Below are 12,322 nucleotides of genomic sequence, written 5' to 3'. Positions count from 1 at the left end.
AATTCGTGATATCTGTGGAATTCGTGGTTAAAATAAAATACAAAATGCCATTTCATCTTTATTTCAACGGAGAAATTTCTCCCTTAGATTCGTCAATTTTTAAATCAAACGACCTGGCTATTTTGCGTGGATATGGTATGTTTGATTATTTCAGAACTTATAACGGTGTTCCTTTTCGCTGGGATGATTACTGGCAGCGTTTTGAAAATTCGGCCAAATTATTAAAACTTCCTCTTCCTTTAAATCAGGAGGAAGTGGCAGAAATTCTGGCAGATTTGCACGCATTATCCGGAGAAGCAGAAGTTGCTTTTCGTTTTGTATTGACTGGCGGTTATGCGCCTGATAGTGTAAATGTTATTCTGCCAAATTTTTTAATTCGTACAGAAGCATTGCCGCAGGACAATCCTGCCGCTTTATTAAAAGGAATGAAAGTTTTGCCATATCAATATGTCCGTGATTTGCCGGAAATCAAAACGACAAATTATGTGCATATGGTTTTGATGGCTGATGAAATGAAAAAGCAAGGCGCTTCGGATTTACTTTTCCATAAAGACGGCGAGATCAGTGAATTGACAAGAAGTAATTTCTTCATTTTTAAAGGTGATACGCTGATTACTTCTGATACTAATATTCTGAGAGGAATTACCAGAAAAGTGGTTTTGGAATTGGCAGAAGCGCATTTTAAAATTGAAGTTCGTCCGCTTTTATATTCTGAACTTGAAACGGCTGATGAAGCTTTTACTACGAGTTCAACCAAATGGGTAATGCCTATTGTGCAAATTGGGGATAATCTGGTTGGCGATGGAAAAGCAGGAAAACGGACGCTTTCGTTGCAGGACTTATTTAAGAGAGCGGTGCTGGAATGGGGGAAGTGATTTTTTTCTCTTGTTGGCTTTTGGCTCTGACTAAGTTTATTTTCAGCTTCGAGTTTTATTACCCGTCCGACGGCGAAAAAGCCGTCGGACGGGTGGCTCGTTAAAAAGCCTTGGGTTAATTCAGATTGAGCAAAATATCAATTACCTATCAAATTAATTCCAGCCTTGTGCTGTGATCTGAACTCTGTTGTCTCCTTTTGTATGTAACAAAACGTCATCCTTTTTATCCGTCATATAACCAATGACGCTGATTTTTGGATTGTTTTTGATTTTATCATAATCACTTTGTGGTACAGTGAAAAGCAGTTCATAATCTTCACCACCGTTCAAAGCTGCTGTTATCGGTCCGATATTTAATTCTACGGCTCCCATGTAGGTTTGCTCGTCGATTGGCAATTTATCCTCAAATACCAACGCGCCAACGCCGGATTGTGAACAAAGATGCAAAAGATCAGACGCCAGTCCATCGGAAACGTCGATCATGGAAGTTGGTATGACGCCAGCGCCTGCCAGTTCATAAACTACATCCATACGGGCTTCCGGGCGAAGTTGTCTTTGAATTACATATTCTTTTCCGTCTAGCTGTGGCTGCATATTTGGATCAGCCAGGAAAACCTGTTTTTCTCTTACCAATAATTGTAAACCAATATAAGCACCACCCAAATCTCCGGAAACGCATAAAAGATCATTTGCTTTGGCTGTATTTCGGTATGTAATTCTATCTTTCGCCACACGTCCGAAAACGCTAACAGAAATAAATAATCCCGATAAGGAGGAAGAAGTATCACCTCCAACAAGATCTACATTGAAATCTTTGCAGGCCGCTTTCATGCCTTCATACAATTCTTCAACGGCTTCAACGGAAAAGCGATTACTCAAAGCCAAACCAACGGTTACCTGGCGTGGAATTCCGTTCATTGCCGCAACGTCAGAAACATTGATAGCTATCGCTTTATATCCTAAATGTTTTAAAGGAAAAAAAGACAAATCAAAATGAACGCCTTCCAAAAGAATATCGGTGGTTAATAATCCGAATTCCGTACCTAAATCTATCACTGCGGCGTCATCGCCTATGCCTGTTATGCTGTCGGGTAAATTATTTTTTAGCCCTTGATTCAATCTTTTGATAAGACCAAATTCGCCTAAATTGCTGATTTCTGTTCTTGATTCTGCCATGTTGCAAAGTTAGCTAAAAATAAATGAAGCCATCTCTTGCGGGAAATGGCTTCGTTTATCAATAAAATTTTGATATTAAAAGTTCAGTTACTGATTGTTAATTGATAAAACCAACATAACCACATCAGCATTCAAACTGAAAAATTATTGTGTTGAAAGTGTATATTGGTTGATTGTATTTCCTGTTTTTGGACTTGCATCCACGCGGGTTAATACCACTTTTGTATCGTCAAGAGAAGTGATTGTGAATTTCACAGTACCGCCACTCCCACTTGGCTGAGGTGTCAATCCCGAAAGGATCAAAGTTGTTTCTCCGTCCAATGACCAACTACCGGAAAAGATATTTTTGTCAAATTCTGTATAAGTTGCCGTACCGCCACTGTTTAATACCAGTTTGAAATTGGAATATTCCGCCCGGATATTACCAGCTCCACCTCTTGTGTAAACTACAACAGTACCTTCTTTAACCGATTCTGCGGTCCATGATTTTGCGATGCGTTCAGAAACTGATTTCGGAGAATTTTTCTTACATCCTGCTGTTACAAGTGTGATCACCAGCAAAATACTGCAAAGTAAAGTATACGTTTTTTTCATTCTATCTTTCACGGATAATTTTCTAATTAAACGCCAAGTTCAGATTTTTTAGTCTTAATATCAAAATATTCTGAAATGATCCTCTTAAATTCCGTCCCTGAAATTATTAAAATCGTTTTTTAGGTAACCAACCGTTGATGAAAGAATATACAAAGTCTCAGCTCGCACTGCGAAACGGACAGGATAGAGAAGAGATTTGGTGTGCATACCAGGGGCTTATTTATGACGTTACAACATCCCGGCTCTGGCGGAACGGCCACCATTACGAACATTGGGCGGGACAAGACCTGACCAAAGAACTTGGAGACGCGCCGCATACTGAGCGTGTTTTTGAAAAGTTTAAGGTCATAGGAAAATTATCAGAACCATTTAATTAACAGCACTTGAAACAATATACTTATCTGATTGCAGACAGCGGTTCAACAAAAACAGATTGGCTTGTAGCAACAACAGGAAAAACACCATTTCGTCTTCACTCGGGAGGACTTAACCCTTTTTATCAGACCAAAGAAGAAGTTACAGAAGTTTTGGAAAAGGAAGTATTACCTTTTATAACTTCTCCTATTGATCAGATCTTTTTTTACGGTGCGGGTTGCGCTGATAAAGTAACGAGTCGGCCAATTTACGATGCGCTGGTGGATTCGGTTCCATCTGCGGAAATTATTGAAGTGGCTTCCGATATGCTTGCTGCGGCAAGAGGATTATGCGGAAACAAACCCGGAATTGCTTGTATTTTGGGAACTGGCGCCAACAATGCTTTTTATGATGGAAATAAAATTGCGCATTCAATCGGCTCGTTAGGTTTCTGGCTGGGGGATGAAGGCAGCGGATCTTATCTTGGAAAAACTTTGCTGGTCAATTTTCTTCAAAATGAATTGCCGCAGGATCTTCATGAACAATTTGAAGAAACATATCCGGGAACAAACAGACTTTTTGTACTTGAAAAAGTCTATCGTCAGCCATTTCCAAATCGTTATTTTGCAACGTTTTCAGAATTTATATCTAAAAATATTCAGCACCCTTTTATCACCAAACTGGTTCAGGATGCGTTTATTCTTTTTACTGAAAAATATATACTCAAACATCAGGACGCCGAAAAATATCCGATTCATTTTACCGGTTCCATCGCTTTTTATTACCGGGAAATTTTAAAAACTGTTTTGGAAAGTAAAGGTTTGCAAGTCGGAAAAATTGCAAAATCTCCGATGGAAACACTTTATGAATATCATTTGCAGAGAGATATGTAATAAGTTTGACTGGCATACTGTTTGATTACAATTAACTTAATTTAAAATTAATTCATCAATGCCAAGACGCTCCATTCGCTGGCTGACTGTATTTTCTGCGGTGCTGATTATCGGCGTTGTTATTACCCAGATTTATTGGGTAAAACAGGCGCTTGATCTGCGGCATCGACAGTTTAATCAAAATGCGCATGTTGCTTTGCAGGATGTTGCCCAGGAACTTGCGTCGGTCAATGGCGTTATGCAGACTTCCAATCCGGTTGAGCAATTATCACCGGAGTATTTTCTGGTTAATACCAACGCGACCACGCAGCCGGATTTGCTTGAACATTTTATTAAAGACAGTTTTCAAAAACATAACCTGATTACGGATTTTGAAGTCGGGATTTATGATTGTACGACTGACCGGATGCGTTATGGCATGTCGCTGAGTACAAAGACAAACGACAAAACTTCCGCGAAAACTTCTAATTGGGAAAAGACAGATAAATATCCATACTATTTCGGGGTACGTTTTCCGGAACAATCCACTTATATGGCCGGAAATCTGACCGGCTGGATCTGGTCGTCCATTCTCGTACTATTGGCGGTTGGTTTCTTTGCTTATGCATTGTTTATTATTTTAAAACAAAAACATTTGTCGGAGGTGCAGCGTAATTTTGTGAATAATATGACACATGAACTGCAAACGCCGATTTCAACCATCCGTATTGCCGCTGATGTTTTAAATTCCGATATTATTGTCACCCAGCCTGAGCGTCATAAACGTTATGTACACATTGTTCAGGAAGAAATTCTCAGGCTGCAAAATCAGGTTGAAATGGTGCTTTCCATCGCCAAAGCGGAAAGGCATTCGCTCAATCTGAAAAAGGAAAAAATTGACGTAAATCAGGTTATTGACTCTTTGTTGTTACCTTTTGAAGGAAAAATTAAATTGAAATATGAGGCGGCGAATCATTTTATTGAAGCCGATATTTTCCATTTCAGAAACATGATCACGAACCTGATCGATAACGCGATAAAATATTCCCCCAATCTGCCGGAAGTAGTGGTCAGGACTTTTAATAAGAAAAATTGCCTTATTATTTGTGTCGAAGATAAAGGTTTGGGAATTGCCAAAGAGTATCAGAAAAAGATTTTCAACAAGTTTTTCAGAATTTCTAATGCTGATGTGCATAATGTGAAAGGCTCAGGAATTGGCCTAAGTTATGTCAAACAAATCGTCCGCTCCCATCACTGGCATTTGGAACTTGACAGTGCGCTGGGACAAGGAAGTACGTTTAGTATCAGCATTCCTCAAAAATAATTTTTGCTTCAACCTAAAACTAAAATCAGTTACACTTGAAAAAGAAAATTTTATACGTCGAGGACGACCCGAATCTGGCCTTTGCAACGAAGGATAACCTGGAAGCCTATGACTACGAGGTCGTACATGCCAGCGACGGCGCAGAAGCTCTGGAATTTATAGAAAAAGAGCATTTTGACATTTGTGTACTGGACGTAATGCTTCCAAAAATGGACGGTTTTACATTGGCGGAAAATATCCGGAAGTCGGATAAGCAGGTTCCGATTTTATTTTTGACGGCAAGAGCTTTGCAGGAAGACAAGATCAAAGGTTTTGAATTAGGTGCGGATGATTACGTCACCAAACCTTTCAGTATCCAGGAATTGAAGATGCGGATCGAAGTTATTCTGCGCAGAAATAATTCAGGAAAACCAACGCCTGCTCAGCCCAAAACCAATACGGTTGGGAAATATAATTTCGATTTTACAAAGCTGACGTTGTCTATAAATGACAGTCTGCAAACACTTACGTTCCGTGAAGCTGAGGTACTAAAATATCTCTCCGAACGTCCCGATCAGGTGATTCGCCGGGATGAATTGCTGAAAGCGATCTGGGGAGACGACGATTATTTTATGGGAAGAAGTCTGGATGTTTTTATTTCGAGATTGCGCAAATATCTGTCCGCAGACCCTGCAATCCGCATTGATAACGTTCACGGTGTGGGATTTAGAATGACTTTCTAACGCATTCTTTTTCAAATATCTTTCATTTTTATTTGCACCAAAATAATAAATACCTATATTTGCACCCTCATTTGGAAAAATTGATCGTCATGGCTAAGGTTTGTCAAATTACTGGTAAAAGAACACGCGTTGGAAATAATGTTTCTCACGCTAACAATAAAACAAAACGTAAATTCTTCCCGAATTTACAAAAGAAACGTTTCTTCCTTCCTTCATCAGGAGAATGGGTTACGTTGAAAGTAGCTACTTCTGCTCTTCGTACAATCAACAAGAACGGTATTGAAGCTACGATCCAAAAAGCATACGATAAAGGAACGCTTACGTTCTAAGAAATTTGCGAATTTATTAGAAAGGACTTCCTTTTTTCAGGGAGTCCTTTTTTTCGTAAGGCTTTTGAACTGGAAAATGTCCGGCAATTATGATGGTAAAGAAATTACAGATTCAGTAAATATTTATCAGAAACATGATTGACGAAATTTCTGCTGCTCAAAACGTTTTTCTTCTGTTGGGCTCCAATCTCGGGGACAGATTGCAAATTCTCAAATCGGCAGAAATGTTGATTGAAGAGAGAATTGGTAAAATTCAATCTGCTTCTTCTATTTACGAAACTGCTCCCTGGGGCGTTTTGGATCAGCCTGCTTTTTTGAATCAGATTCTTATCGTGTCAACCGGATTATTGCCGGAAGAAGTCCTGCGCATGGTTCTGGAAATAGAACATGAGCTGGGAAGAGTGCGCTATGAAAGATGGGGCGCTCGGGTGATTGATATCGATATGCTTTATTATCAGGATCTTGTTCTGGATTCTGCCCGTCTTACTTTACCACATCCCAGACTGCACGAACGAAGATTTACGCTCGTTCCTTTAAATGAAATCGCTCCTGATTTTATTCATCCCCTTTTGCAAAAAACAACAAGTCAATTATTACAAGAATGTTCCGATCCGGGAGCTGTTGTAATAATTTCTACAAATAATACCAATTCTGATTTTTAGAATTACGTAAGAAATCCTCCCATTCAGTCGCTAAATTCGGCTGTTCATCATTTTTTTATGTAATGCTAATCTGATTATCACTTGTTTTACATTGCGATCGGACAAAATCTTATTTTTATTTTTTAACCATCGTAGGGGGAAGTTTTAAATTGGTTGTCCTCCAAATAGGAAAAGTTCAATTTATAAAAAGTAATGAATTGTCCTGGTCCGTCTTCGTATTAATCATCAAACCATTAGCATGAAAAATAAAATACAGAAAAAGTGGATTGGGTTATTGTTGTCTTTTTTCAGTCTGGCGGTAACTGCACAAACTAAACACACCGTAAGCGGGTATGTTAAAGATCTTGCAAACGGGGAAGGTTTAATTGGCGTTTCAGTTTACGTTCGTGAAGCACAGACAGGCGTGGTAACAAATCCATATGGTTTTTATTCGCTCACCCTGCCGGCCGGCTCCTACACGGTTGTTTATTCTTACATGGGATATCAGAAAAATACGAAAACCATCGAATTAAATGCCGATCAAACGGTCAGTATTGAATTAGCTGACGAAAGCGAAAACCTGAAAGAGGTTACAATTTCAACCAAAAAAGAGGACGATAATGTGAGGAGCATTGAAATGTCTGTCAATAAAGTTGAAATGAAAACGATCAAGAAAATGCCTGCATTGCTTGGAGAAGTTGATTTGATACGCAGTATACAATTATTGCCTGGTGTTACTACAGTTGGTGAAGGTGCTTCAGGCTTTAATGTTCGCGGGGGTGATATTTCTCAGAACCTGGTTCTTTTGGATGAAGCTCCTGTCTTCAATTCTTCCCACTTATTTGGTTTCTTCTCAGTTTTCAATCCGGATGTTGTAAAAGATGTAAAGCTATTTAAAGGTGGAATTCCTGCACAATATGGTGGTCGTATTTCTTCCATTCTGGATGTACGGATGAAAGAAGGAAATGCAAAAAAACGTGAGATCAATGGTGGTATCGGCTCTATTTTCTCCCGCCTTACTTATGAACAGCCTTTTGCCGCAGGGAAAGGATCATTCATTGTGGCGGCGCGCCGGTCGTATATAGATATTTTGGCAAAACCATTTTTGAACAAAGATTTGAAAGATTCCAAGTTTAATTTTTATGATTTAACAGCCAAAGTAAATTACCGGTTAGGGAATAAGGATACATTTTTCGCATCCGGTTATTTAGGAAAAGATATTTTTGGAGGTGGAGATTTTGGTTTTGGCTGGGGGAATAAAACATTAACAGGGCGTTGGAATCATATTTTTTCTAACAAACTGTTTATGAACCTGACGGCTTATTACAGTAACTATGATTATAATCTGGGACAAAATGAAGACGACAAAAATGCAAAAGACCGATTCGTCTGGAATTCCAAAATTATCACTAAAAGTATAAAACCGGATTTCACCTATTATATCACGCCGAATAATCAGCTAACTTTTGGTGGTCAGTATATCAATTATGATTCACGTCCTGGAAAAGCTACGGCAGTTTCAGAGGGAGAAGGTTTGAATCTGGATCTTCCTTCACGACACGCAGACGAGTCTGCTTTGTACATCGCCAACGAACAAAAATTGACTGACAAGATTTCCTTACAATATGGTATCCGCTATTCTTATTTCCGCAGTTTGGGAGCGGGGATTGAATATTCTTACCGTGATACAACGGCAGGAATCAGGAGACAGCCAATTTTACCTGGGAAAGAATATCAAAGCGGAGACGTTATCAAAACATACGGAAACTGGGAGCCTCGTTTTGCGGTGAATATTGGTCTGAGCTCGGTTTCATCTTTGAAAATAAGTTACAACCGTATGTCGCAATATCTGCATTTGTTGTCAAATACGGCTGCAAGTTCTCCGCTGGATGTCTGGACGCTGAGTTCTTCCAACATAAAACCAGAACTTGCTGATCAGGTTGCAATGGGTTGGTTCCGCAATTTCAGGGATAATATGTACGAAGCTTCGGTTGAGGTTTATTACAAAAAGCTGCACAATCAGCTTGACTACGTTGTCGGTTCAGATTTGTTATTGAATCAATTTGTAGAAGGAGATTTGCTGACAGGTAAAGGAAGAGCTTATGGAGCGGAATTTTACCTTAAAAAAAATAAAGGCCGGTTAACAGGCTGGGTGAGTTATACTTTGTCTAAAACTGAAAGAGAAGTTGATGGCGTGAACAATGGAAACTGGTTTAACGCACGTTTTGATAAGCCGCATAACTTCACATCGGTAGCGATTTATGAGTTAAATAAAAGGCTGACCTTATCATCCAATTTTACGATTGCTTCTGGAACGCCTGCAACTTTCCCAACCAACGGATATTCATGGGGCGGTTATTCGCTGGGTAATAATTATAACAATGCGAGAAATAACAGCCGTATCCCGGCTTACCATCGTCTGGATCTTGCGGCGACACTTAAAGCACGTAAAAAACTTTTTGGAACCGGGGAAGGTGAATGGGTTTTCTCAATTTACAATGTCTACAACCGCAGAAACGCATTCTCGGTTTACACACGCCAAAACGAGGACAAGCCAACAGCCAGCGAACAGGCTCAGAATCTGCTGAGAACACAAGCCGTACGCTATTCTGTAATTGGAAGTCTTATTCCTTCTGTTACTTATAATTTTAAGTTTTAATCAGCCATGAAGAAGCAAAATATAAATTCTAAAAAAGTTTTTTTTAACGTCGCGGTTGTACTTATGGCAATCATCGGATTGTCGGGTTGCGAGGATGTGATTGATTTAAAAACAGAAACAGGCCCTACGCAGCTCGTGGTGGACGGCTGGATCACGAATCAGCCCGGAACGCAAACGATTACCCTTACCTGGTCTTCCGCTTACTTTGACAGTAATCCGATTCAGCCGGTTTTGGGCGCCAAAGTAACGGTTACGGACAATATTGGTAATGTCTATAATTTCGAAGATGCTTCAAAAAATGGAAAATATACCTGGGGCAGCCTTGCAACGGACAGTTTGGGACGAATTGGGAGGAAATATACTTTGAGAATTGAGTATGAAAAAGAAGTTTATACGGCTCAGAATGAAATCAAACGTGTTCCGAAAATAGATTCTATTGCTTACACGCATGAGACACTTCCTATTAAACCGGATAAGGATAAAGGACAAAAAACGGGTTATATCGTTGAATTTTATGCAAGAGATTTCATCGGAACGGGCGATACGTACTGGATTAAAGAAGTATTGAACGGAAAAACGAATGTGGATAAGGCTAAGAAAATTTCAATTGCTTATGATGCAGCTTTCAGCGCCGGTGCACCTTCGGATGGGTTGATATTTATCCAGCCATTAAGAAGGTCAATTACCTATGATTCTTTGTATCAGGCTGGTAGTCATGTGGGTGTTGAGCTGCATAGCATTACCAACGAAGCATTTTACTTTTTGCAGCAGGTGGTTGATCAGAGCACAAATGGAGGGATTTATGCTACGCCTATTGCCAATATCAAATCGAATGTTGTAAATGCTGATCCAAACGGCAGAAAAGCGTTGGGTTACTTTGGCGCATCAGCGGTAAGCAGAATGGAAACAATCGTTGATCCTGCAAAAGCGAGACCGGAAGAAGATTAGGGTGTTATTAATTATATAATTTTAAAAGCCGCCGGAAATTCCGGGGGCTTTTGTTTTGGTAAATAATCAAATATTTCGGTCACAAGGCTAAATCTTACTTTGTATCTTGGAGGTTCCAAACCTGATTTTTATGAAAAACGTACTCCTTATCATTTTACTTTTAACATCCGTTCAACTTTTTGCACAAAAGCGGCCGAGAGAACTTGGAATTAAAATTGGTGTATTACCAACCGGTCAATACAACGCGATAACGGATGTGGCCGGAGTGAAAGTTGGTCAGGTAACTTTGGTTGAAGGGAAAAATATCCGAACAGGCATTACAGCCATTATTCCAAAAGATGGAAATCTGTTTCAGCAAAAAATCCCGGCGGCGATTTACATTGGAAATGGTTTTGGAAAACTTACTGGTTATTCACAGGTTGAGGAATTGGGAACGATGGAAACGCCAATTATTTTAACAAATACATTAAGCGTTCCTACGGCAGCCGATGCATTAATTGACTGGACATTGAATCAAAAAGGAAATGAAAATGTACGTTCCGTAAATCCGGTTGTTGGCGAAACAAATGACAGTTTCCTGAATGATATCCGCGGTCGTCATGTCAAAAAAGAAAATGTTCTGGAAGCTTTGAAGAAAGCACAAACAGGAAAAGTGGAAGAAGGAAATGTGGGTGCCGGTACCGGAACTGTTTGTTTTAACTGGAAAGGCGGAATCGGAACTTCTTCCAGAAAATTGCCGGAAAAACTGGGCGGTTATACAGTTGGTGTTTTAACGCAAACAAATTTCGGAGGTGTTTTAAAAGTAAACGGTGTACCAGTTGGAGAAGAACTGGGAAAATATGCTTTTAAAGAATCTTTGGATAAATCTTCTGACGGTTCTTGTATGATGATCATCGCAACCGATGCGCCTTTGGATGCAAGAAATCTGAAACGTCTGGCAAAACGCGCTATTATGGGTCTGGCAGAAACTGGCGGAATTGCTTCGAATGGCAGCGGGGATTATGTCATTGCTTTTTCAACCGCCTATCAGATTCCGCATGAAACTACTCAGGGAACTTCCAGTGTGACACTTTTGCACAACGATTTCGTATCGCCACTTTTTATGGCAGCGATCGAAGCTACCAATGAGGCGATTATCAATTCGCTATTTATGGCTAAAACAACCGAAGGATTTCAGGATCATAAAATGGAAGAATTACCAAAAGAAAAAGTATTGGAAATCATGCGAAAATATGGCCGTTTGAAGTAAAGGCTTACGAATCCTTCTCATAATTTACAGTTTGTCAAAAGGATAATTCAGATATTTCAGGCAAACCATTTGCGAATGTGATATTTTGGTTTAAAATTTGCGTTTTAAATCGAAGACCGAATCGTGCAGACGAAAAAAATTATTAACCAGACCATTAGCTTATTGCTTGCTTCCATGTTGCTCATGGTGGCCGGTGCGCGGTCATGGTCGGATAATGTTAATTCGGTTCAGAAATTTGCTCAAAAAACACAGTCAATAGCCAAGGGAATTTCCAAGGAAAAATCGTCAAATACAGCAGACGATCATCAGGCTACGGTAAGTGCACTTTCTCTGGATGCGGTTATTACGCCTGCTATCTCGTTTGATTTCTCCCATTATTTTTATTTTGCCCCGCAGCCAGTCTGGCAGTTTATTGAAAGTCAACACATTATTGCTGTTGATTATCAGGAATCGTATTTTCTGTTTACCTGTTTCAGCAGAGTTTTCGCCAGATATATTGTCACGAATGCCCCGTGACAGTTTTGTTATGACCTTTCCATCTTGACATATGAGTATCATCGCGTCTTGCGAAGAACTTTT

At 39.6% G+C, this 12,322-nt stretch carries 13 protein-coding genes; 11 read left to right on the top strand and 2 right to left on the bottom strand.

Going from position 1 to position 12,322, the window contains the following annotated elements:
• Window positions 1-44 precede the first annotated feature (44 nt).
• Window positions 45-875, top strand: a complete 831-nt coding sequence (locus IEE83_RS27675) for an aminotransferase class IV (protein WP_194123998.1) — start codon at window positions 45-47, stop codon at window positions 873-875.
• Between the two features lie 153 nt (window positions 876-1,028).
• Here IEE83_RS27675 and thiL read toward each other — a convergent pair whose 3' ends face one another.
• Together thiL and IEE83_RS27665 are read right to left on the bottom strand one after the other, a co-directional pair.
• Complete coding sequence (thiL, locus tag IEE83_RS27670) at window positions 1,029-2,051, bottom strand: thiamine-phosphate kinase (RefSeq protein WP_194123997.1); 1,023 nt, start codon at window positions 2,049-2,051, stop codon at window positions 1,029-1,031.
• Between the two features lie 144 nt (window positions 2,052-2,195).
• Entirely contained in the window at window positions 2,196-2,645 is a 450-nt protein-coding gene (locus IEE83_RS27665; protein WP_194123996.1) for a hypothetical protein, read from the bottom strand.
• 137 nt (window positions 2,646-2,782) lie between these two features.
• Between IEE83_RS27665 and IEE83_RS27660 the strand changes: the two genes are divergently transcribed.
• From IEE83_RS27660 to IEE83_RS27615, 10 genes are all read left to right on the top strand, one after another.
• The gene (locus tag IEE83_RS27660) at window positions 2,783-3,022 is read left to right on the top strand and encodes a cytochrome b5 domain-containing protein (RefSeq protein ID WP_194123995.1); all 240 of its coding nucleotides are present in this window, start codon (window positions 2,783-2,785) and stop codon (window positions 3,020-3,022) included.
• Window positions 3,023-3,028: 6 nt separating this feature from the next.
• Window positions 3,029-3,892, top strand: a complete 864-nt coding sequence (locus IEE83_RS27655) for an N-acetylglucosamine kinase (RefSeq protein ID WP_194123994.1) — start codon at window positions 3,029-3,031, stop codon at window positions 3,890-3,892.
• Between the two features lie 58 nt (window positions 3,893-3,950).
• Window positions 3,951-5,195 carry a sensor histidine kinase gene (locus tag IEE83_RS27650; protein ID WP_194123993.1) on the top strand — a complete coding sequence of 415 codons (1,245 nt, stop codon included), beginning with the start codon at window positions 3,951-3,953 and terminating at the stop codon, window positions 5,193-5,195.
• Window positions 5,196-5,230: 35 nt separating this feature from the next.
• Window positions 5,231-5,917, top strand: a complete 687-nt coding sequence (locus tag IEE83_RS27645) for a response regulator transcription factor (RefSeq protein WP_194123992.1) — start codon at window positions 5,231-5,233, stop codon at window positions 5,915-5,917.
• A gap of 89 nt (window positions 5,918-6,006) precedes the next feature.
• Window positions 6,007-6,246, top strand: coding sequence for a 50S ribosomal protein L28 (gene rpmB, locus IEE83_RS27640; protein WP_031528537.1), 240 nt, complete (start codon window positions 6,007-6,009; stop codon window positions 6,244-6,246).
• 134 nt (window positions 6,247-6,380) lie between these two features.
• On the top strand, window positions 6,381-6,908 hold the full coding sequence (gene folK, locus IEE83_RS27635) for a 2-amino-4-hydroxy-6-hydroxymethyldihydropteridine diphosphokinase (protein WP_194123991.1): 528 nt from the start codon (window positions 6,381-6,383) through the stop codon (window positions 6,906-6,908).
• A gap of 238 nt (window positions 6,909-7,146) precedes the next feature.
• Entirely contained in the window at window positions 7,147-9,546 is a 2,400-nt protein-coding gene (locus IEE83_RS27630; RefSeq protein ID WP_194123990.1) for a TonB-dependent receptor, read from the top strand.
• A gap of 6 nt (window positions 9,547-9,552) precedes the next feature.
• Entirely contained in the window at window positions 9,553-10,494 is a 942-nt protein-coding gene (locus tag IEE83_RS27625; protein ID WP_194123989.1) for a DUF4249 domain-containing protein, read from the top strand.
• A 130-nt stretch (window positions 10,495-10,624) separates the two neighbouring features.
• The gene (locus tag IEE83_RS27620) at window positions 10,625-11,743 is read left to right on the top strand and encodes a DmpA family aminopeptidase (RefSeq protein WP_194123988.1); all 1,119 of its coding nucleotides are present in this window, start codon (window positions 10,625-10,627) and stop codon (window positions 11,741-11,743) included.
• Window positions 11,744-11,866: 123 nt separating this feature from the next.
• Window positions 11,867-12,259: a hypothetical protein gene (locus IEE83_RS27615; protein ID WP_310588597.1), complete on the top strand. Its 393-nt coding sequence runs from the start codon at window positions 11,867-11,869 to the stop codon at window positions 12,257-12,259.
• Window positions 12,260-12,322: the final 63 nt, after the last annotated feature.

Origin of the sequence: Dyadobacter subterraneus, from assembly GCF_015221875.1 — a bacterium.
Taxonomy (GTDB): domain Bacteria; phylum Bacteroidota; class Bacteroidia; order Cytophagales; family Spirosomataceae; genus Dyadobacter; species Dyadobacter subterraneus.
Note: the sequence above shows the minus strand (reverse complement) of the source record. Positions and strands in the feature narration are given on the sequence as shown.

Bases quoted from the DNA above. Each gene is read 5' to 3' on its own strand.
- IEE83_RS27675 (WP_194123998.1), top strand. From the start codon at position 45: ATGCCATTTCATCTTTATTTCAACGGAGAAATTTCTCCCTTAGATTCG.
- thiL (WP_194123997.1), bottom strand. From the start codon at position 2,051: ATGGCAGAATCAAGAACAGAAATCAGCAATTTAGGCGAATTTGGTCTT.
- IEE83_RS27665 (WP_194123996.1), bottom strand. From the start codon at position 2,645: ATGAAAAAAACGTATACTTTACTTTGCAGTATTTTGCTGGTGATCACA.
- IEE83_RS27660 (WP_194123995.1), top strand. From the start codon at position 2,783: ATGAAAGAATATACAAAGTCTCAGCTCGCACTGCGAAACGGACAGGAT.
- IEE83_RS27650 (WP_194123993.1), top strand. From the start codon at position 3,951: ATGCCAAGACGCTCCATTCGCTGGCTGACTGTATTTTCTGCGGTGCTG.
- rpmB (WP_031528537.1), top strand. From the start codon at position 6,007: ATGGCTAAGGTTTGTCAAATTACTGGTAAAAGAACACGCGTTGGAAAT.
- folK (WP_194123991.1), top strand. From the start codon at position 6,381: ATGATTGACGAAATTTCTGCTGCTCAAAACGTTTTTCTTCTGTTGGGC.
- IEE83_RS27630 (WP_194123990.1), top strand. From the start codon at position 7,147: ATGAAAAATAAAATACAGAAAAAGTGGATTGGGTTATTGTTGTCTTTT.
- IEE83_RS27625 (WP_194123989.1), top strand. From the start codon at position 9,553: ATGAAGAAGCAAAATATAAATTCTAAAAAAGTTTTTTTTAACGTCGCG.
- IEE83_RS27620 (WP_194123988.1), top strand. From the start codon at position 10,625: ATGAAAAACGTACTCCTTATCATTTTACTTTTAACATCCGTTCAACTT.